Genomic DNA, 23,037 nt, shown 5'->3' with positions numbered 1-23,037 from the left:
CGATGAACTGAAGCAACCTGCTGTCGAAAACTGCGTAACCCTTTGTTTACCAAGGAGTTTTCCGTTTCGACTGCGCCGGAAGTGGGGCGAATTATAGGCTTCCAGAATCTGCCGTCAACCTCTAATTTCACAAAACTGTCATATAGCTGAAAAAGCACCAGAAACAAAAAGGCCGACCCGCTGGGTCGGCCTTCTTTACCCTTCTACTTACAAGCTAGGGAAAGCGAACTGCGAAGCTTCATGGCTCGCACGCTGCGGCCAGCGCTGGGTGATGGCTTTGCGGCGGGTGTAGAAACGCACACCATCCGGGCCATAGGCATGCAGGTCGCCGAACAGCGAACGTTTCCAGCCACCAAAGCTGTGGTAGGCCACCGGCACCGGCAGCGGTACGTTGACGCCGACCATGCCGACTTCGATTTCGTCACAGAACAGGCGCGCCGCCTCGCCGTCACGGGTGAAGATGCAGGTGCCGTTGCCATACTCGTGATCGTTGATCAGTTGCATCGCCTCTTCCAGGCTGTTCACACGGACGACGCACAGCACCGGCCCGAAGATCTCTTCTTTATAGATGCGCATTTCTGGCGTGACGTTGTCGAACAGGCAGCCACCCAGGAAGAAGCCTTCCTCATGACCGGCCACGGTCAGGCCACGACCGTCCACCACCAGTGTCGCGCCCGCGGCTACGCCGTCTTCCACGTAACCGCTGACCTTGTCCCGTGACTGACCGGTAACCAGAGGCCCCATATCCAAGCCGCAGGAAGTACCGGCACCGATTTTCAGCGCCTGGATTTGTGGAACCAACTTGGCCACCAGCGCATCGGCAACCTGATCGCCGACACACACGGCCACGGAGATCGCCATGCAGCGCTCACCGCAAGAACCGTAGGCCGCGCCCATCAGTGCGCTGACAGCGTTGTCCAGATCGGCATCCGGCATCAGCACCGCGTGGTTCTTCGCACCACCCAGGGCCTGAACACGTTTGCCGCGCTTGGTGCCTTCGCTATAGATGTACTCGGCAATCGGCGTCGAACCGACGAAGCTCAGTGCTTTGACTTCCGGCGCTTCGATCAATGCGTCCACCGCAGTCTTGTCACCGTGCACCACGCTCAGCACGCCTTTCGGCAAGCCGGCTTCGAGCAGCAATTGCGCGATCAGCAGCGTCGAGCTCGGGTCACGCTCGGATGGCTTGAGGATGAAGCAGTTGCCGCAGACGATGGCCAGCGGGTACATCCACAGCGGCACCATGGCCGGGAAGTTGAACGGCGTGATACCGGCCACCACGCCCAGTGGCTGGAAGTCGGACCAAGCATCGATATTCGGGCCAACGTTGCGGCTGTATTCGCCCTTGAGGATTTCCGGCGCCGCGCAAGCGAACTCGACGTTCTCGATACCGCGCTTCAGCTCACCCGCTGCGTCTTCCAGGGTCTTGCCGTGCTCTTCGCTGATCAGCTGGGCGATACGCGCTTCGTTCTGCTCCAGCAGTTGCTTGAAGCGGAACATCACCTGGGCACGTTTGGCCGCAGGCGTATTGCGCCAGGCCGGGAATGCAGCCTTGGCAGCATCAATGGCGCTCTGGATGGTTTCGCGGGTCGCCAGCGGCAACTTGTGAATGGCCTGGCCGGTGGACGGGTTGAACACATCAACCGCGCGACCGTTCTCGGTCACCAGTTCGCCATTGATCAAATGCGGAATAACGCTCATGGAAGCTCCTGAAAAGTTGTCCACAGGCGCGCCCAATCGGCGCGCCCGTATGTCTGTATGTATATAAAGGAGAAATCAGTCGATCTTGCCCAGCACTTCGCCGACCGCGTCGAACAGACGATCCAGGTCCTGCGGCTTGCTGTTGAACGTTGGGCCGAACTGCAGGGTGTCGCCGCCGAAGCGAACATAGAACCCGGCTTTCCACAACGCCATGCCCGCTTCGAATGGACGCACGATGGCGTCGCCGTCACGTGGAGCGATCTGGATCGCACCCGCCAGGCCATAGTTACGAATGTCGATGACGTTCTTGGTGCCCTTCAGGCCATGCAGCGCGTTTTCGAAATGCGGTGCGACTTCGGCGACGCTCTGCACCAGGTTTTCCTTTTGCAGCAGATCGAGTGCTGCCAGGCCGGCGGCGCACGCCACCGGGTGTGCGGAATAGGTATAGCCGTGGGGGAATTCCACTGCGTACTCAGGCGTCGGTTGATTCATGAACGTCTGGTAGATCTCGGAGCTGGCAATGACCGCGCCCATCGGGATCGCACCGTTGGTGACTTGCTTGGCGATGCACATCAGGTCCGGGGTCACGCCGAAGGTGTCGGCACCGAACATGTTGCCGGTACGGCCGAAACCGGTGATCACTTCATCGAACACCAGCAGGATGCTGTGCTGATCGCAGATCTCGCGCAGACGTTTCAGGTAACCCTGCGGCGGAACCAGAACGCCAGCGGAACCGGCCAGAGGCTCAACGAATACCGCTGCGATGTTCGAGGCATCGTGCAGTTCGATCAGCTTGAGCAGTTCGTCAGCCAGGGCAATACCGCCCTGCTCCGGCATGCCACGGGAGAACGCATTGCTCGCCAGCAAGGTGTGTGGCAGGTGATCGACGTCCATCATCGCCTGGCCGAACAGCTTGCGGTTGCCGTTGACGCCACCCAGGCTGGTACCGGCGATGTTCACGCCGTGGTAGCCACGGGCACGACCGATCATCTTGGTCTTGGTCGACTGGCCTTTCAGGCGCCAGTACGCACGCACCATTTTCACGGCGGTGTCGGCGCACTCGGAACCCGAGTCAGTGAAGAACACGTGGTTCAGGTTGCCCGGGGTCAGGTCGGTGATTTTCTCTGCCAGCTGGAACGACAGCGGGTGACCGTACTGGAAGCCTGGCGAGTAATCGAGGGTGCCCAGCTGCTTGGCGACCGCTTCCTGGATTTCCTTGCGAGTGTGCCCTGCGCCGCAAGTCCACAGACCCGACAGCGAGTCATAGACCTTGCGACCCTTGTCGTCGATCAACCAGCTGCCCTCGGCACCGACGATCAGGCGCGGATCGCGCTGAAAATTGCGGTTGGCGGTGTACGGCATCCAGTGAGCATCGAGCTTGAGCTGGCTGGCCAGGGATGTCGGGGCGTTTTCAGGCAAGTTCATGGGTGAAACCTCGCAAGGCAATAAGCGCGTAGGGATTAAAAACCGCTGTTGCAGCTAAATTGCCACGGGGATAAAGTCGGTGAAATGCAACTCTTCTAACCTTCAGTCAGCCCTTCACTAAACTATCGAGTAAACGCATGTCCAGCCGTCGCCCCGATCCACTGGCGCAAGTCAGCGACTTTGATATCCGCCTGCTACGGATCTTTCGCAGCGTGGTCGAAAGTGGCGGCTTCTCCGCGGCTGAAAGCGTGCTCGGTATCGGTCGCTCGGCCATCAGCCAACAGATGAGCGATCTGGAACAGCGCCTGGGTTTACGCCTGTGCCAACGTGGGAGGGCCGGTTTCTCCCTGACGGAAGAAGGTCGTGAGGTTTATCAATCGGCGTTGCAGCTATTAAGTGCGCTGGAAAGTTTCCGCACCGAGGTCAATGGCCTGCACCAGCATTTGCGCGGCGAATTGACGATTGGCCTGACCGACAACCTGGTCACCCTGCCCCACATGCGCATCACCCACGCCCTGGCGCAATTGAAAGAGCGCGGCCCGGATGTACAGATTCAGATCCGCATGATCGCGCCCAACGAAGTGGAACAGGGCGTGCTCGACGGTCGCTTGCATGTCGGCGTTGTGCCGCAGGCCAGTGCGCTGTCGGGGCTGGAGTATCAACCGCTGTATAGCGAACGCTCGCTGCTGTATTGCGCGGTTGGCCACCCACTGTTTTATGTCGATGACAAGCAACTGGACGACGGGCGCCTGAACAGCCAGGACGCCATCGCCCCGACCTTCCGTTTACCGGCGGACATCCAGGCGCATTATCAGGCGCTCAACTGCACCGCCAGCGCGTCGGACCGCGAAGGCATGGCCTTCCTGATCCTGACCGGGCGCTTCATCGGCTACCTGCCGGACCATTACGCCAGTCTCTGGGTGCAGCAAGGCCGGTTGCGCGCATTGAAATCGAAAACCCGTTTCTATGATCTCAGCCTGGCGTCGGTCACCCGCAAGGGGCGTCGTCCGCATCTGGTGCTGGAAAGTTTTCTCGAAAGCCTGGCCGCCACACGCTGAACAACCGGTTGTGGTGTATTCGGTTTTACGCTATCAACGCACTGGATGCACCCACCCCCTTGTCCGGAAGTGCCTATGACCTTTGAAGTCCCAGCTCACAGCGGCAAACCCGCCAGCCGCATTCGTCAGAAGAACGAAGAGACCATCATCAAAGCCGCCGAAGACGAGTTCGCCCGTCACGGGTTCAAGGGCACCAGCATGAACACCATCGCCCTGAATGCCGGCTTGCCGAAAGCGAACCTGCATTATTACTTCACCAACAAACTCGGTTTGTACGTGGCGGTGCTGAGCAACATCATCGAGTTGTGGGACAGCACGTTCAATACCCTGACCGCACAAGACGACCCGGCCGAAGCCCTGACCCGCTACATCCGCGCCAAGATGGAGTTTTCCCGGCGCCAGCCGCAAGCGTCTCGAATCTTCGCCATGGAGGTCATCAGTGGCGGCGAATGCCTGACCGAGTATTTCAACCAGGACTATCGCACCTGGTTCCAGGGCCGAGCCGCGGTGTTCCAGGCGTGGATCGATGCTGGCAAAATGGACCCGGTCGACCCGGTGCACCTGATTTTCCTGTTGTGGGGCAGCACCCAGCATTACGCCGACTTCGCCACGCAGATCTGCCGGGTCAGCGGACGCAGCAAGCTGACCAAGCAGGACATGGAAGACGCCGGCAACAACCTGATCCGCATCATTCTCAAAGGCTGCGGCCTGACACCAAACCTCTAAGACCCCTATGCCTTTTACCCTCAGCGACTTTTGCGAATACCGCGAAGAGATTCGCAAAAGCCGCTTCATCACCTTCGCCGCGCCGATCGGCAGCCCCGCCGACGCCCAGGCTTTCATCGCCCAACACAGCGATCCGAACGCGACGCACAATTGCTGGGCGTGGAAGCTCGGCGATCAATACCGCAGCACCGACGACGGCGAGCCGGGCGGCACCGCTGGGCGGCCGATCCTGGCTGCCATCGAAGCACAGGATTGTGATCAGGTCGTCGTACTGGTGATTCGCTGGTATGGCGGCATTCAACTGGGCACCGGTGGACTGGCCCGGGCCTATGGCGGCGGTGCCAATAAATGCCTGCAAGCGGCACCGAAGGTTGAGTTGATCAGTCGGGTGCCGGTGCGCTGTGCCTGCGCGTTCGGTGAGTTGGCGTTGGTCAAGCTGCGGGTCGCTGAACTCGGTGGGTTGGTAGTGCAGGAGGATTTCACGGCCAATGGTGTTGAACTGCAATTGGGGGTGGGGGCCGGGCAGATCGACACATTGCAAAAGCAACTGGCTGATTTGAGTCGCGGACGTATTTTGTTGCAGCGTTAGGATCAAATCCGAACGCGGCCCGAGCCTTCGGCAGCCCCTGCAAGGCTGCGATCTTTTGGGGCACGCGCTTTTTTTGCATATTCCATAGTTGCCCACATCGGCTGTGTACCCGGCTGTGGATAACCTGAGCACATAACGCTGTAACCCTTCTGTCATGCGGCTTTGCGGGCTTTGTTCATTTTTCGTCCATTTCGCCCATGGAATCGTTAAATTCAAATAAAAACAATCAGTTAGAGTGGTTTAGCACTTTTAGAAGATAGCCATCCCTCGCTTATGCCCGTCCTTTGAGCTTGCGCACAAATACTGTGGAGCAATCTGTGGATAACCCGTTCATGGCTGGCGCGGCTGCATATCCGGCATGGCTTGCCGTCGAGTGCTCATTTTTTGATCAAGAGACCGCGCGCAAAACCGGAGCCTGCTCAACCGCCCTGCACTTATGTGGTGCCCGGTTTGCGAAGACTGCCAGCCTGGCAGCAGGCACAGTGGCCTGGCGCATGGGGGCCAGGCGAATTTCCTGACCTGATGGCCAGAAAATTGCTTTATCCACAGGCATGCACTCAATCGAATCGAGCCTGTCATGCCCACCGCCGCTCCCATGCCCCGCCTGCAACTGAGCAGGATCAGTAAACGCTACCCCGGCTGCCTGGCCAACGATGCGATCGACCTGACCATCGCCCCGGGTGAAATCCACGCCCTGCTCGGCGAAAACGGTGCGGGCAAAAGCACCCTGATGAAGATCATCTACGGCGTCGTGCAGGCCGATGCTGGCGAGGTTTTCTGGCATGGACAGCCCGTGACCCTGCGCAACCCGGCCCAGGCTCGCGAATTGGGGATCGGCATGGTGTTCCAGCACTTCTCGCTGTTCGAAACCTTGACAGTGGCGCAGAACATCGCCCTGGCCATGGGCCCGACGGCAGGCACGCCCCAACAACTTGAACGCAAGATCAAAGAAGTGTCGAAACGCTACGGCATGGCGCTGGAGCCACAGCGACTTGTCCACAGCCTGTCCATCGGTGAACGGCAACGGGTGGAAATCATTCGCTGCCTCATGCAGGACATCCGCCTGTTGATTCTCGACGAACCGACCTCGGTGTTGACGCCGCAGGAGGCCGAGGACTTGTTCGTGACCCTGCGCCGACTGGCCGCCGAGGGCTGCAGCATTCTGTTCATCAGCCACAAACTCGCCGAAGTGCGTGCGTTGTGCCACTGCGCCACCGTGTTGCGCGGCGGGCGAGTGGCCGGGCATTGCGTGCCGGCCGATTACTCGGATCGGCAACTGGCGCGCCTGATGGTGGGCGACGCGGCGGAGTTGATCACCGATTACCCGAAGGTGACGGGCAGCGATGTGTTTTTGCACATGCAAGGCTTGTCCTGGCACAACCCGGACCCGTTTGGCTGTTCGCTCAAGACCATCGACCTTGCGGTGCGCAGCGGTGAAATAGTCGGCATCGCCGGTGTCGCCGGCAATGGTCAGGATGAACTGCTGGCATTGCTCAGCGGTGAAGAACGGCTGGCCCGCAACGACGCTGCAAGCATCCGTTTCGGCGACGAAGCAGTCGCGCATTTACCTCCCGATGCCCGCCGCCAACGCGGCCTGGCCTTCGTCCCGGCCGAACGCCTGGGGCATGGCGCCGTACCGGACCTGAGCCTGGCGGACAACGCCCTGCTTACCGCATTCCAGCAGGGACTGGTGAGCAACGGGCTGATCCAGCGCGGCAAAGTCGTGGCACTCGCGCAAGACATCATTCGCCGCTTCGGGGTCAAGGCCGCCGGCACCCAGGCACCGGCCCGCAGCCTGTCGGGCGGTAACTTGCAGAAATTCATCCTCGGCCGGGAAATTCTTCAACAACCGAAATTGCTGGTGGCCGCGCACCCGACCTGGGGCGTGGATGTCGGCGCGGCCGCGACCATTCACCGGGCGTTGATCGCTCTGCGCGATGCCGGCGCGGCGATCCTGGTGATTTCCGAAGACCTCGATGAATTGTTCCAGATCAGCGACCGCCTCGGTGCCTTGTGCGGCGGACAGCTATCGCCGCTCAAGGCCACCGTCGACACCCGCCTGACCGATGTCGGTGGCTGGATGACCGGCCAGTTCGACGCCCCTCAATTTCCCGCGTTCGCAACACGTTAACGGAGTCTCACATGCTGCTTTCTCTTGAACCCCGTGGCCAGCAATCGAGCCTGATGCTGTGGTGCTCGCCATTGTTGGCGGCGGTCCTGACCCTGGGCAGTGGCTCGTTGCTGTTTATCGCGTTGGGCCACGATCCGTTGCTGACGTTGCACACGCTACTGATCGCTCCCATCAGCGACCTGTATGGCCTCTCAGAGTGGCTGGTCAAAACACTGCCGATTCTGCTCTGCGCGTTGGGCCTGGCCGTTGTCTACCAGGCGCGGATCTGGAACATCGGCGCCGAAGGCCAACTGCTGCTCGGCGCCCTGGCCGGCAGCGCGTTGGCGGTAAACATCATCGAGCTGCAAAGCCGCTGGGCAGTGGTCCTTGTCCTGCTCACCGGGACCCTGGCCGGCGCCGCGTGGGCAGGGCTGACGGCCTGGTTGCGCACGCACTTCAACGCCAACGAAATCCTCACCAGCATCATGCTCAATTACATCGCCCTGAACCTGTTGCTGTTTTGTGTGCACGGCCCGCTGAAAGATCCGCAGGGGTTCAATTTTCCGCAGTCGGCGATGTTCGGTGACGCGAGCCGCTTGCCATTGTTGATGGAGGACGGCCGGGTTCACGCCGGCGTGTATTTCGCCCTGCTCGCCCTGGCGGCGGTGTGGGTACTACTACACAAAAGCTTTGTCGGCTTCCAGATCAAAGTGCTTGGGCTGGACAAGCGCGCGGCCGGTTTTGTCGGCTTTCGCGAAAAGCGCCTGATCTGGCTGGCGCTGTTGATCAGCGGTGGCCTCGCAGGCTTGGCCGGCGCCTGTGAAGTGACCGGGCCGATCGGGCAATTGGTGCCGCAGGTTTCGCCGGGCTACGGCTATGCGGCGATCACCGTGGCGTTTCTCGGGCGCTTGAACCCTCTCGGCATTCTGTTCTCCAGCCTGTTGATGGCGTTGCTGTACATCGGTGGCGAGAACGCGCAGATGAGCTTGAACCTGCCGCAGGCGATCACCCAATTGTTCCAGGGGATGATGCTGTTTTTCCTGCTGGCCTGTGATGTGCTGATTCTCTACCGACCCCGATTGAACCTGCACTGGGCCCGCCGTGCACCCACCACCGCCGTACCAGCAGGAGCGCTGTGATGGATATCGATCTGCTGAGCAACATTTTCTACGCCATGGTTCGCTGCGGTACGCCGTTGCTGCTGGTGGCGCTGGGCGAACTGGTGTGCGAGAAAAGTGGCGTACTCAACCTGGGCCAGGAAGGCATGATGCTGTTTGGCGCGGTGATAGGTTTCATCGTCGCATTCAGCACTGGCAACCTTTGGCTTGGCGTAGTGCTGGCGATGCTCGCCGGGATGCTGTTGTCCTCGTTGTTTGCCCTGGTGGCGCTGGTCTTCAATGCCAACCAGGTGGCCACCGGGCTGGCCCTGACGATCTTCGGCGTAGGGCTGTCGACCTTTGTCGGCGCGGCGTGGGTCGGCAAACCGCTGGCAGGCTTCGAGCCGCTGGCGATCCCGTACTTGAGCGAGATCCCGCTGATCGGGCGAATGCTGTTCGCCCAGGACCTGCTGGTGTACCTGTCATTCGCGCTGTTTGCGCTGGTGGCCTGGGTGACGCTGAAAAGCCGCGTCGGGCTGATCATCCAGGCAGTCGGTGAAAACCCGGATGCCGCCAGTGCCATGGGCTTGCCGGTGTTAGCGGTGCGGGCATTGGCGGTGTTGTTCGGCGGAGCGATGGCCGGGTTGGCCGGCGCGTACCTGTCGCTGGCCTATACGCCGATGTGGGCGGAAAACATGAGCGCTGGCCGTGGCTGGATTGCCCTGGCCCTGGTGGTATTCGCCAGTTGGCGGGTATGGCGCCTGCTGCTCGGTGCGTATCTGTTCGGGCTCGCCAGCATCCTGCACCTGGTGGCGCAGGGGCTGGGGTTGGCGATTCCATCGAGTTTGCTGGCAATGCTGCCGTATGTGGCGACCATCGTGGTGCTGGTGCTGCTGTCCCGGGACAGAATGCGCACTCGTTTGTATGCGCCGGTTTCGTTGGGGCAGCCGTGGCGGGCCGGGCATTAAGCGCTGACTGTTACGGCCCCTTCGCGGGCAAGCCCGCTCCCACAAGGTTCTGCTGTGTGCCATCGATTGTTGCCACGCCAGCGATCACTGTGTGCGGGCTTGCCCGCGAAAGGGCCCGCACAGGCAACACCTGAGCCACACCCCACGCCAACTCCAAGATCAGGAAAATCACCAATAGCGAACTCCCGCCATGAAGCAGTGCATACAGCTGCCAAGCCGAGAACAGGAATCGGCCCACGGCGTCATACCGCCCGTAAACCTGCTGTGGATCACGAATGCGTAGCACCGCCCATACGCAAACAATCGAACCCAACAGATTCGCCATGAGCATGTGCATCGGTTCGAACGGCGGCAGCTCGCCTGGCAGGTTCAAGGCCTGGCTCAGGCTCCACAACAGCCCGTGCACCACGGCAAAACTCCAGGGCGTGGCGAACGCTGCCATGACGACCAGGTCGTACCACGCGCTACCGCGTACCAGTTGACGATACTGCGTTGAAGTCCACATCGACATTGCTCCATCAATTTTCGGGAGCAACAAGGCTAAAGCCTGGAGTATGCTCCAGGGTCAAGCCCTCGAAGAGATGTGATGATGCGCATCGGTGAATTAGCCCAGGCCAGCGCCGTCAGCCGCGACACGCTGCGCTTCTATGAGCAGCGCGGATTGATTGCCGCGCAACGCAGTGCCAATGGCTATCGCGACTATCCGGCCGACATGGTGCAACTGGTGCAGTACATCAAGACCGCTCAACGGCTGGGCTTTACCCTCGGCGAAATCGGCCACAGCGTCGCGGGCATCTGGCAGTCGCCGGATCCGGACAGTGCCGTCACACGATTGCTGCAAGACAAGCTCAAACTGATCGAAGCCCGCATGGCCGAACTGGGCGCATTGCGCGACGAGTTGCAACAACGGCTCGGACAAGCTTGTCCATTGAACCCACGTCCCTGAACTTTCAAGGAAGCCACACATGTCCAGAACAGCACTGATTATCGGCGCCTCCCGGGGCCTAGGCCTCGGCCTGGTGAAAACCCTGCTGGCCGACGGCTGGCAAGTCACCGCAACCGTGCGCAATCCGCAAAACGCCGAGGCCCTGAAGGCGCTGGGCAAGGTGCGGATCGAGAAACTCGACATGGACGATCAGCAAGCGGTGATCGCGCTCAGTCAGCAACTCAAGGACGAAGTGTTCGATCTGCTGTTCGTCAACGCCGGCGTCAAAGGCCCTGAGGTGCAGACGCCCAACGGTGGCGCGACCCTGGCCGAAGTGGGCCAGCTGTTCTTCACCAACGCCGTGGCGCCGATCAACCTGGCCCAACGTTTTGCCGGGCAAATCCGCGCGGACAGTGGCGTGCTGGCCTTCATGAGCTCGGTACTGGGCAGCGTGACCATGCCCGACGCGCCGGAACTGGCGCTGTACAAGGCCAGCAAGGCGGCACTCAATTCCATGACCAACAGCTTCGTCAATCAATTGGGCGAGCAGAAACTCACCGTACTGTCGCTGCATCCGGGCTGGGTGAAGACCGACATGGGCGGTGAAGGCGCCGACATCGATGTGGACACCAGCACCCGCGGGCTGGTGGATCAGGTGAATGCGTATGTGGGCAAGGGCGGGCATCACTTCATCAATTACCGGGGTGAAACCATTCCCTGGTAGTCACAACGCATCCCTGTAGGAGCTGGCGTGCCAGCGATGGCGGCGGCACATCAAGCGATAATGTGACTGAAAAGGCGCTATCGCTGGCAAGCCAGCTCCTACAGGTTTTGCGTTGTCTGGTCGGACCGGACTTGCCCGTGACGGCATTTTGATCGACACTTCGCACCTCGCCTCCCCGGCGACCCTGGATCAGCAGACAGGGCAACACTGAGCTGGCAACCCTGAACCCAACTTTCAGAGGAGCCGGCCAACATGCCTGCCATCCGTACCTGGTTAAAAAATCCCCTCGCCATTTTCACGGCCAACGGTCTCGATGCCCGTGGCGGCCTGGTGCTGCAAGACGGTGTGATCGTCGAGGTGCTTGGCCTCGGCCAGCAGCCTGCCACGCCGTGCAATGAAGTGTTCGACGCCCGCGAGCATGTGATCCTGCCGGGGCTGATCAACACCCATCACCACTTCTATCAAACCCTGACCCGCGCCTGGGCGCCGGTGGTCAACCAGCCGTTGTTTCCCTGGCTGAAAACCCTGTACCCGGTCTGGGCACGCCTGACGCCGGAAAAACTCGCCCTGGCAAGCAAAGTCGCCTTGGCCGAACTGCTGTTGTCCGGTTGCACCACGGCCGCCGACCACCACTACCTGTTCCCCGAAGGCCTGGAGAATGCGATCGACGTACAGGTCGAGAGCGTTCGCGAACTGGGCATGCGCGCCATGCTGACGCGCGGCTCCATGAGCCTGGGTGAAAAGGACGGTGGCCTGCCTCCGCAACAAACCGTACAGGAAGGTGAAGTGATCCTGGCCGATAGCCAGCGCTTGATCGCCGAGTACCACGAACGTGGCGCTGGCGCGCAAATCCAGATCGCCCTGGCGCCCTGCTCGCCCTTCTCCGTCACCCCGGAAATCATGTCCGCCAGCGCCGAACTGGCAAACAAACTCGACGTGCGCCTGCATACGCACCTGGCCGAAACCCTCGACGAAGAAGACTTCTGCCTGCAACGTTTCGGCCTGCGCACTGTGGATTACCTGGACAGTGTCGGCTGGCTCGGCCCGCGTACCTGGCTGGCCCACGGCATTCACTTCAACCCGGACGAGATCGCTCGCCTCGGCGCGGCAGGCACCGGCATCTGCCATTGCCCGAGTTCGAACATGCGCCTGGCGTCCGGTATCTGCCCGACCATTGAGTTGACCGATGCGGGCGCATTGCTCGGTCTTGGCGTGGACGGCTCAGCGTCCAACGATGCGTCGAACATGATGCTCGAAACCCGTCAGGCACTGTATATCCAGCGCCTGCGCTACGGTGCCGAGAAGATCACGCCAGAGCGCGTGCTGGGCTGGGCGACCAAAGGCTCAGCCAGTTTGCTCGGGCGCAGCGATATCGGCGAGATCGCGGTAGGCAAGCAGGCGGACCTGGCCCTGTTCAAGCTCGATGAGCTGCGTTTCTCCGGCAGCCATGATCCGGTGTCGGCGCTGTTATTGTGCGGCGCGGATCGAGCGGATCGGGTGATGGTCGGCGGCAAATGGCGAGTGATCGACGGACAGGTCGAGGGGCTGGACCTGAAGGGACTGATTGCCGATCACACCCAGGCAGCACGACAGTTGATCGCAGGTACCTGATACAACTCCCACATTGGTTTTGTGGTGAGTTAAAGGCCGAGAAGCGACAACATGATGAACGTCGCAAACAGCACAAAATGAGTCATCCCTTCGATGGCGTTGGTTTCGCCATCGTTGAGGTTGATCGCGCTGACGATCAGGGTGATGAAGATCATCACGGTCTGCACCGGGGTCATGGCCATCTGGAACGGTTGGCCGGTGTAGAGCGCCATCGCCTCCATCACCGGCACCGTCAGGATCACCGTCGACAGTGAGGCACCCAAGGCGATGTTGACCACCGACTGCATGCGGTTGGCCAGTGCGGCGCGCAATGCCGTCAGGATCTCCGGCGCGGCCGAGATCGCCGCCACCAGGATCGCCGTGATCACCGGCGGCGCGCCCGTCCCCTCCAGCCCCAGGTCGAGGGTCTTGGACATCACTTCGGCCAATGCGCCGATCACCACCACACCGAACACCAGGATGCCGATCGACAACGTCAGGCTGATCGGTGCCGGCTCCTGCTCCTGCGGTTCCTTCCTGCGGCGTTTGTCCGGGTAGCTGTAGCTGAAAAAGTAACTGTGCGGCCCGACCTGCATGCGCAGGAACAAGGTGTAAAGCACCACCATCGCGCCTATGGTGAACGCCGAATAGAGCTTCCAGTCGGCCTCGGGAATGAACTCCGGCACCACCATCGACACGCCCATGGCGGTCAGGATCATCACGCTGTAGCTGCGCGCCGAATCATCGTTATAGGACTGTTCGCCGTGCTTGAGCCCGCCCATCAACGCCGCCAGGCCGAGGATGCCGTTGATGTCGAGCATGACGGCTGAGTAAATCGTGTCGCGCACCAGCGTGGCCGACGCTTCGTTGCTCATCATGATCGCCAGGATCACCACTTCCACCAGCACGGCGGCCAGGGTCAGGATCATCGTGCCGTAGGGGTCGCCAACCTTTTCCGCGAGCAGTTCGGCCTGATGGGCGACGCGCATGGAGGCGGCGACGATGAACGCGATCAGCACCAACCCGGCAGCCAACGCGACCGTCTGGCCGCTGTGCAGCAACCAGTGCTCCAGCGGGAAAGCGACGACAGCGGCGATCAGGGCCAGCAGCAGAAAGGTTTCTTGCTTGAGAATCGTGAGCATGGCGGGCCTTTTGCCGTGGAGGTGCGATATGCGACTGACTGCGGCGCGGCGCTAACGTTTCGTTTCACCTTAGCGCACCAGTGGATGGCAGCTGTGCCAGGCGCTGCACTTTTATCGGTCTTCCCGTCCTCTTCGCGGGCAAGCCCGCTCCTACAGGATTTGCGCAAACCTTGTAGGAGCGGGCTTGCCCGCGAAGGCCTCCCCTCGGTCTAACGCCGATTGTTGTCTTGTTGGTCAGCAATTTGCATTGGCCCTGACCACACACAACAAAATGGGGTTCGAATTCATGCAAATACGTCCGCTGCATAAACTGCTGTGCGCCGCCATTGGTCTCGGAATCAGCCTGGCCGCCAGTGCCGGCGATCCGCTGAAAGTCGGCTTCGTCTATATCGGCCCGATCGGTGACCACGGCTGGACGTATCAGCATGAACAGGGGCGCAAGGCGCTGGCGGAAAAACTCGGTGACCAGATCACCACCAACTATGTGGAAAACGTTGCCGAAGGCGCCGACGCCGAGCGAGTGATCCGCAACATGGCCAAGGACAAGTACGACCTGATCTTCACCACCTCGTTCGGCTACATGAACCCGACACTCAAAGTCGCCAAGCAGTTTCCCAACGTGACCTTCGAACACGCCACCGGCTACAAGCAGGACAAGAACCTGGGCACCTACCTGGCGCGCACCTACGAGGGTCGCTACGTCGGCGGTTTCCTCGCGGCGAAGATGACCAAGAGCAAAAAGATCGGCTACGTCGCCTCGTTCCCGATCCCGGAAGTGATCCGAGACATCAACGCCATTCAACTGGCCCTGAACAAATACAACCCCGGCACCGAGATCAAGGTGGTGTGGGTCAACTCCTGGTTCGATCCGGGCAAGGAAGCCGATGCCGCCAACGCGCTGATCGACCAGGGCGTGGACGTGGTGTTCCAGCATACCGACAGCCCTGCGCCGATCCAGACCGCTGAACGTCGTGGCGTGTATGCCGTGGGCTACGCTTCGGACATGGCACACTTCGGCCCCAAGGCGGTGCTGACTTCCATCGTCAACGACTGGGCGCCGTATTACCAACAAGCGACCCAAAGCGTGATCGATCACAGCTGGAAAACCGAGGATTATTGGGGTGGCCTGAAGGAAGGTACCGTTGAACTGCCAATCAGCGACCTGGTGCCGGCGGCGGTGAAAACCGAAGCCGAGCAGATCATCGCCGACATCAAGAGCGGCACGCTGCAGCCCTTTACCGGGCCGATCAAGGACCAGGCCGGGGTCGAGAAAATACCCGCGGGGGTGAGCGCGACGAATACGCAGCTGGCGTCGATGAATTATTACGTGGAAGGCATGAAGGCCGAGATGCCCAAGTAACACACCGCCCCCTGTAGGGATTTTCAGTGTTTTCAAGGACCGCGTATGACCAGCCTTCCCATCATCGACATCAGCCCGCTCTACAGCGACGATCAAAGCGTCTGGCCAGCGGTGGCAAAACAAATCGACCTTGCCTGCCGCGAATGGGGCTTCTTCTACATCAAGGGTCACCCGATCAGCGCTGCGCGCATCGATGCCGTGCTCGACAGCGCCAAGCAGTTTTTCGCCCTGCCCACCGCCGAAAAGCTCAAGATCGACATCACCCAGTCCCGCCACCATCGCGGTTACGGCGCCATCGCCACCGAGCAACTCGACCCGAGCAAACCCAGCGACCTGAAAGAAACATTCGACATGGGCCTGCACTTGCCGCTCGACCATCCCGAAGTGCTGGCGGAAAAACCGTTGCGCGGTCCCAACCGCCATCCATCGGTGCCGGGATGGGAAGCGCTGATGGAACAGCACTACATCGACATGCAGGCGCTCGCACAAACCCTGTTGCGGGCAATGACGTTGGCGCTCGGCATCGAGCGCGACTTTTTCGACACCCGATTTGTCGATCCGGTCAGCGTATTGCGGATGATTCACTACCCGCCGCGTCACACCGCCAGCTCCGTCGAGCAGCAAGGCGCCGGTGCCCACACCGATTACGGCTGCATCACCCTGCTCTACCAGGATGCCGCCGGTGGCTTGCAGGTCAGGAACGTAAAGGGCGAATGGATCGATGCTCCACCGATCGAAGGGACGTTCGTGGTCAACCTCGGCGACATGATGGCGCGCTGGAGCAACGACCGTTACCTGTCGACGCCACACCGGGTGATCAGCCCGTTGGGCGTGGATCGCTATTCGATGCCATTCTTCGCCGAGCCGCACCCCGACACCCGTATCGAATGCCTGCCCGGGTGTCAGGATGAACAGCAGCCGGCGAAATACCCGGCCACCACTTGCGCCCAATTCCTGCTCTCACGCTTCGCCGATACCTACGCTTATCGACGGGAGCAGGAGGCGGTGGAATGAACCGCCTGGTCAGGTTTTGCCAATTGTTGCAACGAGTCTCTGTAGAATGGCGCCATTGCACCTGATGAGAAAAGAATTATGTACGACTGGCTGAACGCCCTGCCCAAGGCAGAACTGCACCTGCACCTGGAAGGTTCGCTGGAGCCCGAGCTGCTGTTTGCCCTGGCCGAGCGCAACAAGATCGCCCTGCCGTGGAACGATGTCGACACCCTGCGCAAGGCCTACGCCTTCAATAACCTGCAGGAATTCCTCGACCTGTATTACCAGGGCGCCGACGTGCTGCGCACCTCCCAGGACTTCTACGACCTGACCTGGGCCTATCTGTTGCGCTGCAAGGCGCAGAACGTGATTCACACCGAACCGTTCTTCGACCCGCAGACCCACACCGACCGTGGCATTCCATTCGAAGTGGTGCTCAACGGTATTGCCGCCGCGTTGAAAGATGGCGAGCAGCAACTGGGCATCACCAGCGGCTTGATCCTGAGCTTCCTGCGTCACTTGAGCGAAGAGCAGGCAGAGAAAACCCTCGACCAGGCGCTGCCGTTTCGCGATGCGTTTGTCGCCGTGGGCCTGGACAGTTCCGAGATGGGGCACCCACCGAGCAAATTCCAGCGGGTGTTCGATCGCGCCCGTGGCGAAGGCTTCCTGACCGTCGCCCACGCCGGTGAAGAAGGCCCGCCCGAGTACATCTGGGAAGCCCTCGACCTGCTGAAAATCCAGCGCATCGACCACGGCGTGCGCGCCATCGAAGACGAGCGCTTGATGCAGCGCATCATCGACGAGCAGATTCCGCTGACCGTGTGCCCACTGTCCAACACCAAGCTCTGTGTGTTCGATCACATGTCCCAGCACAATATTCTCGACATGCTCGAGCGTGGCGTGAAAGTGACCGTGAACTCGGATGACCCGGCGTACTTCGGCGGTTACGTCACCGAAAACTTCCATGCCCTGTATACCGATCTGGGCATGACCCAGGACCAGGCCAAACGCCTGGCGCAGAACAGCCTGGATGCTCGACTGGTAAAACCCTGAGGTCAACCGGATTGTCCTGTAGGAGCTGGCTTGCCAGCGAAGAGGCCTTCACTTTCAACATCGATGTTGAAAGTCAGACCGCTTTCGCTGGCAAGCCAGCTCCTACAAGGCCATTTCCAGCTCGGTCTGTTTGGCGAAGCGGTGAATTTCTCGCTGCCCGGCGGGGGTGAGCTGCAGGGCGCGCGAATCCATAGGCAAGCTCAACCAACCGGACTGCATGAATAGCTGCAACAACGCCGCACCCAAGGCGCCGCCCAGATGCGGGCGCCTTTCGCTCCAGTCGGGGCACGCACACGCAACTTTGCCGTTGCGATGGGCCAGCGCCTGAATGAAGACGCCGCGTGCCTCCAACTGCGTCGCCCCCTTGAGCGTGACCGTGACCCGTTGATCGAACTGTTCGATCCAGCCCGCCTCCAGCAGGCGCTGGTACAGATCAGCGGCAAGGGTGCCGCCCAAATGGTCGTCGCAAAGTCGCGCACGCAATAGCGAAGAACCGGTCGGCCGAGGTTTGGCCAAGGGGGCGGTGCGTTTGAAAATATCCGGAATATCCTGCGGTGCGCTGGCCAGCGTGGCGCTGGCCAGCGCTTCGATCGCGGCACCGACTTCGGGAGCCGTCAGACGGAAGAACCGCTTTCGTCCACGAGCCTCTACTTTCAACAGACCTCCGGCGGACAACCGCCCCAGGTGCGCACTCGCCGAAGACGGTGACACGCCGGTCATCAATGCCAATTCTTCGGTATGTCGCGCTGAGCCGTCCATCAAGGCCCACATCATTGCGCTGCGCTTGGGGTCAGCCAGCAACGTGGCTATCTGGCTGATGCAAGGTGCGTGTTCCATGTATTCACTCCCTGTTGAATTGTTTCGTCCTGCTGCTCAGCGATATCTTGACCAGTAATGTGCCGTCGGCCAAACGTGGAAACTGCCATAACCCGGGTTCGCCATTGCGATCGACGGTGCGTACACGAGGTGAGCGCTAGTATAGGCCGGTTGAGCCCCAGATCCTGCCCCCTGCCAACCGCTGAAGGTGATAGTTCCTGAGGGAAATTTCGCTTTTTGCCTGCGACTAACGATCGATGCCCGATAACCCTGGAAAATGACGACTCAAAAGGGCGCATCGGCTGGCAAGCATTTCTCGCAAAAGGTTCACCGGCTTACTCAATTGTGCGCGATGGGCGCACAACAGATTCAGTGGAGCGCGCTCACAGAGCAATTCCGGCATCAGCACTTTCAATCGTCCCGCGAGCACATCGGCGGCCACATCGAGCCAGGATTTGTACGCGATCCCGGCACCTGCCAGAGCCCACAGGCGCACGACATCGGCATCGTCACTGAAGCGATCGCCACTGACGGTCAGGCCGATCTCGCGCTTGCCATCATGGAAACTCCAGTGATCGTGCACCCGGCTACCCAGCATGAACAGCAGGCAGTTGTGCTGAGCCAGTTGCTCCAATTGGCGTGGTTCGCCACGCCGGGCGAGATATTCAGGTGCGGCACACAACACGCGACGATTGTGAGGGGCGATGGGTAGCGCCACCAGGCTCGAGTCCTCCGGCTCGCCGTAGCGCAGGGCGATGTCCACCGGCTGGCGGAACAGATCGGCGATCCGATCGCCCAGCCGCAGGCGCACGGTCAGCTTCGGATGCTCGCGCTGGAACTCGTCCAGCCAGGGCAGCAGCAGGTTGCGACCGAAGTCCGACGGTGCCGACAACTGCAAGACACCGCTGACCTGATCCTGGCCACTGGCCAACAATCGCCGGCCTTCGTCGAGATGACTCAAGGCCGCACGAGCGTACTCGAGAAAACCTTCGCCTTCGGCGGTCAGGCGCAGGCTGCGCGTCGAACGCGCCAGCAGTCGGGCGCCCAGTTGCTGTTCGATACGTTTCAATGCCGCGCTCGCCACCGCCGCCGACATGTCCATGCCCCGTGCGGCGGCGGACAGGCTGCCCAGGTCCGCCGCCCGGACAAACAACTGCAAATCATCGAATCGCAGCATGTGAAGCCTTCATTATCAAAAAAGCGTTGAAAGAGCCTGCTGTTTTAGCGGGTTTTATCTTGCGGAGAAATAGCCAATCATCCGCCCCATCGACTCTTTACTTCACATAGCTCTTTGGGAGCCTTCCATGAAAGCCGTTGCCTATTACGCCTCATTGCCGATCAGCGATGAAACCGCCCTGCAAGACATCGAACTGCCGGAACCGGTCGCTGGCCCCCGTGACCTGCTGGTGGAAGTCAAAGCCATCTCGGTCAACCCGGTCGATACCAAAGTCCGTCAGAATGTCCAGCCAGAAGGCGGCGCGGCCAAAGTGCTGGGCTGGGACGTGGCCGGCGTGGTCAAGTCCGTTGGCAGTGAAGTGACGTTGTTCAAGGCGGGCGACAAGGTCTACTACGCTGGCTCCATTGCCCGCGCCGGGGGTAACAGCGAGTTGCACGTGGTGGATGAGCGAATTGTCGGCCATATGCCGAAGTCGCTCGGTTTTGCCGAAGCCGCTGCCCTGCCGTTGACGGCCATTACCGCGTGGGAGTTGCTCTTCGAGCGCCTGCAAGTGCGCGAAGGCAAGACCGATGAAGGCCAGAGCCTGCTGATCGTCGGTGCGGCCGGTGGCGTCGGCTCGATCCTCACGCAACTGGCCAAACAGCTCACGGGCCTGAACGTCATCGGCACCGCTTCGCGCCCGCAAACCCAAGGCTGGGTGACGGCGCTGGGCGCCGACCAGGTGATCGACCACAGCCAGCCGCTGAGCGAAGCACTCAAACGCGCAGGCATTGATCAGGTAACCCATGTCGCCAGCCTGACCCAGACCGATCATCACCTCGATCAACTGGTCGAGGCGTTGGCACCGCAAGGCAAACTGGCGTTGATCGACGACCCGAAAACACTCGACGTGACCAAGCTCAAGCGCAAGAGCCTGTCGCTGCACTGGGAGTTCATGTACACCCGCTCACTGTTCGAAACCGCGGACATGATCGAACAGCACAAACTGCTCAACCGGGTAGCCCGGCTGATCGATGCCGGGACGCTGAAAACCACGGTTGGCGAACACTTCGGCACCATCAATGCGGCTAATCTGCGGCGTGCACATGCGCTGCTGGAAAGCGGAAAGTCCAAGGGCAAGATCGTGCTGGAGGGGTTCTAGGCATCCTCAGGAATTGGCCCTCGGACTGCGATTTTTTTTGTTACAAACCGTCAGTCCGAGAGTTGATCCTTGTCATAGAAGCCATCGTAATCGGGTCTACAATCGGAACCTCTGCGAGGAAATCTTTTACCCATCCTTTTTACGCAACGTCTTTTACAAGAGGAGTTCAGCTATGAAGATCCTGATAAAAGAATTGGCAAAAACCCAGTGGCAGGTCCGCCTGGACCAACATACCGTGATGTTCCGCAGCGAAGCGGAAGCGCGGGCGTTCACCAATACCCTTGAAGCGCGATTGCACGCTCCCCATCAGATCCCCGACCGCCAGCAGCGTGCCGCTGGCTGAGTCCGTCCTCAGACCTGGGCTTGCACCAGCGCCCGGGCATTTTGCAAACGCCGGGTGAGCATCGCCGCGCTCACCACCAGAATCCCGCATAGGCTGATGACCATGGCCATCGGCATGGCGCTTCCGTCGTGCAAAACACCCACCAGCGCCGCGGCGCCTGCCGCAACACTGAACTGCAGGCATCCGAGCATTGCCGAAGCGCTGCCGGCGCGGGCACCCTGGCCGTTCATCGCACAGGCCGAGGCATTGGGCAGGATGCAACCCAGGCTGGCGATGCAGGCGAACAACGGAATCAGCAACGGCCACAGCTGTTCAGTGTGCAGCGCACTGACGGCGAGCAACGTCAGGCCGGCACCCAGGTAAATCCACACGGTGCGTGTCAGCAGGAACGCCGGACCACGCTTGGCCAACAGCCGCGCGTTGACCTGGGCCACCAGAATGAACCCTGCCGCATTGGCACCGAAGAACCAGCCGAAGTGTTCGGCCGGGACGCCATAGAGCTTGATGAAGACGAACGGCGACCCGGCGATGTAGGAAAACATACCGGCAATGGCGATACCGCCCGTCATGGCATGGCCGAGGTACACCGGATCCTTCAGCAGACGTGCGTATTGACGCAATGCCCCGCTCAGGGGTTGGCGTGGCAAATGGGCGGGCATGCTTTCCGGCAGACCCAGTGCCACAGCCAGACCTGCCAGGGCGCTGAAACCAGTCAGCGCCAGGAAGATCGACTGCCAGCCCGTGGTGTTGACCAGCAGGCCGCCGAGCATCGGGGCAAGGATCGGCGCCAGGCCCATCACCAGCATCAGCTGCGAAAAGACTTTCGCCGAACCCACCGCGTCACATTTGTCGCTGACCACCGCCCGCGAGATCACCATCCCTGCGCAACCGCCCAGGGCCTGGATGAACCGTGCGCCAATCAGCCATTCCAGGTTCGGCGCATAGGCGCACGCCAATGAAGCGGCGGTAAACAGCCCGACGCCGACCAATAGGGGAATGCGTCGCCCGAAACGATCCGCCACCGGGCCGTACGCCAGCTGACCAATGGACAAGCCAAGGAAATAAGCAGCCAACGTCAGCTGGACGTGTTTTTCGTCGGTGCCAAAGGCGAGCGCCATCGCCGGGAACGCCGGCAGATAAAAATCGATCGCCAGCGGACCGAAAGCGCTCAAGGCGCCAAGAATCAGGATTGTACGAAAATTCATCAGGCATCCATGGAACAGAAGTCGGCAGCCCGACAGTCTAGCCGCGCATGGACGCCTTGAACATTAAGTTAGCTCGCTAACTATTAAAAAGTCAGGCCAGTTTCGCGCTGTAGCCTTCTTCACTGATGAGCGCGATCACTTGATCGGCGCTCAATGCGCTCTCGACCCCGACTTCCCTGGCTGCCAGATCGACCCGCACACTCGCCGCCGGATCCTGCGCCTGCACCGCCTGGGTGATCGCCTTGACGCAGTGACCGCAGGACATGCCTTCAACGTTGAACACTTGCATGGATGACTCCTTTAATGTGGCGCTTGAAAGAGGTGACCTACAGTCTTGAGCTTGCCACCATGGCAAGGTCAAGTTCTGCAATGACCTGCCGGGCTGGCAATCGGCTCCGCGCTCGGCCAAGCTGCGGTTATTTACGATTTGATCTCAGGAGATTCAGCCATGCGCTGGTCAGCTTTCAGCCTGTTTGGCCTGCTTGGCCTTTTCACCGCCACAGCCTCGGTCAATGCCGCCGGGGAGGACTATGGCGTGCTGATCATTTCCCGCGAGCGCCTGGAAGTCGCAACCAGCTGTGAGATCGGCGTGTACATCCAGGACCAGTTGGCGGCGCGGCTTTTCCAGGAGCAAAGCACCTCGTTCAACCTGCCGCCGGGCAATGTCTCCCTGCGCCTGAAGCTGCTGCCGGGCCAAGCGCCTGGGTGTAACCCGGGGATGCTGGCGCCGGGGTCGCAGGATATTCAGCTGAGGGCCGGGGATGTCGTGAAGTACAGGATTGCGATGACGCAGGACGGGATGTATCTCAAGCGCGCAGGGCTTGGCTACTGATTACCACCGATCCTGTAGGAGCCGGCTTGCCGGCGAAGGCGTCCTCAAGATCGCCTTCGCCG

General features: G+C 60.7%; 23 protein-coding genes. 15 read left to right on the top strand and 8 right to left on the bottom strand.

Annotated features, from left to right (window positions below; genetic code table 11):
* Window positions 1–207: 207 nt before the first annotated feature.
* Entirely contained in the window at window positions 208–1,701 is a 1,494-nt protein-coding gene (locus tag ACYP2Q_RS31005) for a CoA-acylating methylmalonate-semialdehyde dehydrogenase (RefSeq protein ID WP_459734001.1), read from the bottom strand.
* A gap of 75 nt (window positions 1,702–1,776) precedes the next feature.
* A complete protein-coding gene (gene aptA, locus ACYP2Q_RS31000) occupies window positions 1,777–3,126 on the bottom strand; it encodes an omega-aminotransferase AptA (protein ID WP_459734000.1) in 1,350 nt (449 codons plus the stop codon).
* A 137-nt stretch (window positions 3,127–3,263) separates the two neighbouring features.
* Here aptA and ACYP2Q_RS30995 point away from each other — a divergent pair, with 137 nt between their 5' ends.
* The 6 genes from ACYP2Q_RS30995 to ACYP2Q_RS30970 all read left to right on the top strand — a co-directional run bounded on the left by ACYP2Q_RS30995 (window position 3,264) and on the right by ACYP2Q_RS30970 (window position 9,674).
* Window positions 3,264–4,184, top strand: coding sequence for a LysR family transcriptional regulator (locus ACYP2Q_RS30995; protein WP_459733999.1), 921 nt, complete (start codon window positions 3,264–3,266; stop codon window positions 4,182–4,184).
* A 75-nt stretch (window positions 4,185–4,259) separates the two neighbouring features.
* A complete protein-coding gene (locus ACYP2Q_RS30990; protein WP_459733998.1) occupies window positions 4,260–4,910 on the top strand; it encodes a TetR/AcrR family transcriptional regulator in 651 nt (216 codons plus the stop codon).
* Window positions 4,911–4,917: 7 nt separating this feature from the next.
* Entirely contained in the window at window positions 4,918–5,499 is a 582-nt protein-coding gene (locus ACYP2Q_RS30985; RefSeq protein ID WP_459733997.1) for an IMPACT family protein, read from the top strand.
* 577 nt (window positions 5,500–6,076) lie between these two features.
* Complete coding sequence (locus ACYP2Q_RS30980; RefSeq protein WP_459733996.1) at window positions 6,077–7,630, top strand: ABC transporter ATP-binding protein; 1,554 nt, start codon at window positions 6,077–6,079, stop codon at window positions 7,628–7,630.
* Between the two features lie 11 nt (window positions 7,631–7,641).
* A complete protein-coding gene (locus tag ACYP2Q_RS30975; protein WP_459733995.1) occupies window positions 7,642–8,748 on the top strand; it encodes an ABC transporter permease in 1,107 nt (368 codons plus the stop codon).
* Complete coding sequence (locus ACYP2Q_RS30970; protein WP_459733993.1) at window positions 8,748–9,674, top strand: ABC transporter permease; 927 nt, start codon at window positions 8,748–8,750, stop codon at window positions 9,672–9,674. The genes ACYP2Q_RS30975 and ACYP2Q_RS30970 overlap by 1 nt, the downstream gene beginning before the upstream one ends.
* Window positions 9,675–9,684: 10 nt before the next feature.
* Here the strand turns inward: ACYP2Q_RS30970 and ACYP2Q_RS30965 are convergent, their stop codons facing one another.
* Complete coding sequence (locus ACYP2Q_RS30965) at window positions 9,685–10,179, bottom strand: hypothetical protein (protein ID WP_459733992.1); 495 nt, start codon at window positions 10,177–10,179, stop codon at window positions 9,685–9,687.
* An 84-nt stretch (window positions 10,180–10,263) separates the two neighbouring features.
* On the opposite strand from ACYP2Q_RS30965, the gene ACYP2Q_RS30960 reads away from it, so the two are divergent.
* The 3 genes from ACYP2Q_RS30960 (at window position 10,264) to ACYP2Q_RS30950 (ending at window position 12,934) form a co-directional block, all read left to right on the top strand.
* Entirely contained in the window at window positions 10,264–10,620 is a 357-nt protein-coding gene (locus ACYP2Q_RS30960; protein WP_459734002.1) for a MerR family transcriptional regulator, read from the top strand.
* Between the two features lie 19 nt (window positions 10,621–10,639).
* On the top strand, window positions 10,640–11,323 hold the full coding sequence (locus ACYP2Q_RS30955) for an SDR family oxidoreductase (RefSeq protein WP_459733991.1): 684 nt from the start codon (window positions 10,640–10,642) through the stop codon (window positions 11,321–11,323).
* 252 nt (window positions 11,324–11,575) lie between these two features.
* On the top strand, window positions 11,576–12,934 hold the full coding sequence (locus tag ACYP2Q_RS30950) for an 8-oxoguanine deaminase (RefSeq protein ID WP_459733990.1): 1,359 nt from the start codon (window positions 11,576–11,578) through the stop codon (window positions 12,932–12,934).
* Between the two features lie 29 nt (window positions 12,935–12,963).
* On the opposite strand, the gene ACYP2Q_RS30945 is transcribed toward ACYP2Q_RS30950, so the two are convergent.
* Window positions 12,964–14,055 carry a calcium:cation antiporter gene (locus tag ACYP2Q_RS30945; RefSeq protein ID WP_459733989.1) on the bottom strand — a complete coding sequence of 364 codons (1,092 nt, stop codon included), beginning with the start codon at window positions 14,053–14,055 and terminating at the stop codon, window positions 12,964–12,966.
* A gap of 286 nt (window positions 14,056–14,341) precedes the next feature.
* Between ACYP2Q_RS30945 and ACYP2Q_RS30940 the strand changes: the two genes are divergently transcribed.
* The 3 genes from ACYP2Q_RS30940 (at window position 14,342) to ACYP2Q_RS30930 (ending at window position 17,461) form a co-directional block, all read left to right on the top strand.
* Window positions 14,342–15,415: a BMP family ABC transporter substrate-binding protein gene (locus ACYP2Q_RS30940; RefSeq protein ID WP_459733988.1), complete on the top strand. Its 1,074-nt coding sequence runs from the start codon at window positions 14,342–14,344 to the stop codon at window positions 15,413–15,415.
* A gap of 45 nt (window positions 15,416–15,460) precedes the next feature.
* Window positions 15,461–16,429 (top strand): 2-oxoglutarate and iron-dependent oxygenase domain-containing protein, encoded by a 969-nt coding sequence (locus ACYP2Q_RS30935; protein WP_459733987.1) that lies wholly within the window; start codon window positions 15,461–15,463, stop codon window positions 16,427–16,429.
* A gap of 78 nt (window positions 16,430–16,507) precedes the next feature.
* Window positions 16,508–17,461, top strand: a complete 954-nt coding sequence (locus ACYP2Q_RS30930) for an adenosine deaminase (RefSeq protein ID WP_459733986.1) — start codon at window positions 16,508–16,510, stop codon at window positions 17,459–17,461.
* Between the two features lie 102 nt (window positions 17,462–17,563).
* Here ACYP2Q_RS30930 and ACYP2Q_RS30925 read toward each other — a convergent pair whose 3' ends face one another.
* Both ACYP2Q_RS30925 and ACYP2Q_RS30920 read right to left on the bottom strand, forming a co-directional pair.
* Entirely contained in the window at window positions 17,564–18,298 is a 735-nt protein-coding gene (locus ACYP2Q_RS30925; protein WP_459733985.1) for an ArsR/SmtB family transcription factor, read from the bottom strand.
* A 226-nt stretch (window positions 18,299–18,524) separates the two neighbouring features.
* Window positions 18,525–19,454 (bottom strand): LysR family transcriptional regulator, encoded by a 930-nt coding sequence (locus ACYP2Q_RS30920; protein ID WP_459733984.1) that lies wholly within the window; start codon window positions 19,452–19,454, stop codon window positions 18,525–18,527.
* 127 nt (window positions 19,455–19,581) lie between these two features.
* Here ACYP2Q_RS30920 and ACYP2Q_RS30915 point away from each other — a divergent pair, with 127 nt between their 5' ends.
* Window positions 19,582–20,595 (top strand): zinc-binding alcohol dehydrogenase family protein, encoded by a 1,014-nt coding sequence (locus tag ACYP2Q_RS30915; RefSeq protein WP_459733983.1) that lies wholly within the window; start codon window positions 19,582–19,584, stop codon window positions 20,593–20,595.
* Between the two features lie 172 nt (window positions 20,596–20,767).
* The gene (locus ACYP2Q_RS30910) at window positions 20,768–20,938 is read left to right on the top strand and encodes a hypothetical protein (RefSeq protein WP_459733982.1); all 171 of its coding nucleotides are present in this window, start codon (window positions 20,768–20,770) and stop codon (window positions 20,936–20,938) included.
* Window positions 20,939–20,946: 8 nt separating this feature from the next.
* Here ACYP2Q_RS30910 and ACYP2Q_RS30905 read toward each other — a convergent pair whose 3' ends face one another.
* Window positions 20,947–22,143, bottom strand: coding sequence for a multidrug effflux MFS transporter (locus ACYP2Q_RS30905; RefSeq protein ID WP_459733981.1), 1,197 nt, complete (start codon window positions 22,141–22,143; stop codon window positions 20,947–20,949).
* Between the two features lie 91 nt (window positions 22,144–22,234).
* The gene (locus ACYP2Q_RS30900; RefSeq protein ID WP_459733980.1) at window positions 22,235–22,432 is read right to left on the bottom strand and encodes a heavy-metal-associated domain-containing protein; all 198 of its coding nucleotides are present in this window, start codon (window positions 22,430–22,432) and stop codon (window positions 22,235–22,237) included.
* A 159-nt stretch (window positions 22,433–22,591) separates the two neighbouring features.
* Between ACYP2Q_RS30900 and ACYP2Q_RS30895 the strand changes: the two genes are divergently transcribed.
* On the top strand, window positions 22,592–22,975 hold the full coding sequence (locus ACYP2Q_RS30895) for a hypothetical protein (protein ID WP_459733979.1): 384 nt from the start codon (window positions 22,592–22,594) through the stop codon (window positions 22,973–22,975).
* Window positions 22,976–23,037: the final 62 nt, after the last annotated feature.

It is taken from the genome of Pseudomonas sp. MHK4 (genome assembly GCF_054600775.1).
The sequence above is the reverse complement of the archived record's forward strand: the minus strand, read 5'-3'. Positions and strand labels throughout refer to the sequence as shown.

Excerpts from the sequence above, each read along its gene's own strand:
- ACYP2Q_RS31005 (WP_459734001.1), bottom strand. The coding sequence starts at position 1,701 with ATGAGCGTTATTCCGCATTTGATCAATGGCGAACTGGTGACCGAGAAC.
- aptA (WP_459734000.1), bottom strand. The coding sequence starts at position 3,126 with ATGAACTTGCCTGAAAACGCCCCGACATCCCTGGCCAGCCAGCTCAAG.
- ACYP2Q_RS30995 (WP_459733999.1), top strand. The coding sequence starts at position 3,264 with ATGTCCAGCCGTCGCCCCGATCCACTGGCGCAAGTCAGCGACTTTGAT.
- ACYP2Q_RS30990 (WP_459733998.1), top strand. The coding sequence starts at position 4,260 with ATGACCTTTGAAGTCCCAGCTCACAGCGGCAAACCCGCCAGCCGCATT.
- ACYP2Q_RS30985 (WP_459733997.1), top strand. The coding sequence starts at position 4,918 with ATGCCTTTTACCCTCAGCGACTTTTGCGAATACCGCGAAGAGATTCGC.
- ACYP2Q_RS30980 (WP_459733996.1), top strand. The coding sequence starts at position 6,077 with ATGCCCACCGCCGCTCCCATGCCCCGCCTGCAACTGAGCAGGATCAGT.
- ACYP2Q_RS30975 (WP_459733995.1), top strand. The coding sequence starts at position 7,642 with ATGCTGCTTTCTCTTGAACCCCGTGGCCAGCAATCGAGCCTGATGCTG.
- ACYP2Q_RS30970 (WP_459733993.1), top strand. The coding sequence starts at position 8,748 with ATGGATATCGATCTGCTGAGCAACATTTTCTACGCCATGGTTCGCTGC.
- ACYP2Q_RS30965 (WP_459733992.1), bottom strand. The coding sequence starts at position 10,179 with ATGTGGACTTCAACGCAGTATCGTCAACTGGTACGCGGTAGCGCGTGG.
- ACYP2Q_RS30960 (WP_459734002.1), top strand. The coding sequence starts at position 10,264 with ATGCGCATCGGTGAATTAGCCCAGGCCAGCGCCGTCAGCCGCGACACG.
- ACYP2Q_RS30955 (WP_459733991.1), top strand. The coding sequence starts at position 10,640 with ATGTCCAGAACAGCACTGATTATCGGCGCCTCCCGGGGCCTAGGCCTC.
- ACYP2Q_RS30950 (WP_459733990.1), top strand. The coding sequence starts at position 11,576 with ATGCCTGCCATCCGTACCTGGTTAAAAAATCCCCTCGCCATTTTCACG.
- ACYP2Q_RS30945 (WP_459733989.1), bottom strand. The coding sequence starts at position 14,055 with ATGCTCACGATTCTCAAGCAAGAAACCTTTCTGCTGCTGGCCCTGATC.
- ACYP2Q_RS30940 (WP_459733988.1), top strand. The coding sequence starts at position 14,342 with ATGCAAATACGTCCGCTGCATAAACTGCTGTGCGCCGCCATTGGTCTC.
- ACYP2Q_RS30935 (WP_459733987.1), top strand. The coding sequence starts at position 15,461 with ATGACCAGCCTTCCCATCATCGACATCAGCCCGCTCTACAGCGACGAT.
- ACYP2Q_RS30930 (WP_459733986.1), top strand. The coding sequence starts at position 16,508 with ATGTACGACTGGCTGAACGCCCTGCCCAAGGCAGAACTGCACCTGCAC.
- ACYP2Q_RS30925 (WP_459733985.1), bottom strand. The coding sequence starts at position 18,298 with ATGGAACACGCACCTTGCATCAGCCAGATAGCCACGTTGCTGGCTGAC.
- ACYP2Q_RS30920 (WP_459733984.1), bottom strand. The coding sequence starts at position 19,454 with ATGCTGCGATTCGATGATTTGCAGTTGTTTGTCCGGGCGGCGGACCTG.
- ACYP2Q_RS30915 (WP_459733983.1), top strand. The coding sequence starts at position 19,582 with ATGAAAGCCGTTGCCTATTACGCCTCATTGCCGATCAGCGATGAAACC.
- ACYP2Q_RS30910 (WP_459733982.1), top strand. The coding sequence starts at position 20,768 with ATGAAGATCCTGATAAAAGAATTGGCAAAAACCCAGTGGCAGGTCCGC.
- ACYP2Q_RS30905 (WP_459733981.1), bottom strand. The coding sequence starts at position 22,143 with ATGAATTTTCGTACAATCCTGATTCTTGGCGCCTTGAGCGCTTTCGGT.
- ACYP2Q_RS30900 (WP_459733980.1), bottom strand. The coding sequence starts at position 22,432 with ATGCAAGTGTTCAACGTTGAAGGCATGTCCTGCGGTCACTGCGTCAAG.
- ACYP2Q_RS30895 (WP_459733979.1), top strand. The coding sequence starts at position 22,592 with ATGCGCTGGTCAGCTTTCAGCCTGTTTGGCCTGCTTGGCCTTTTCACC.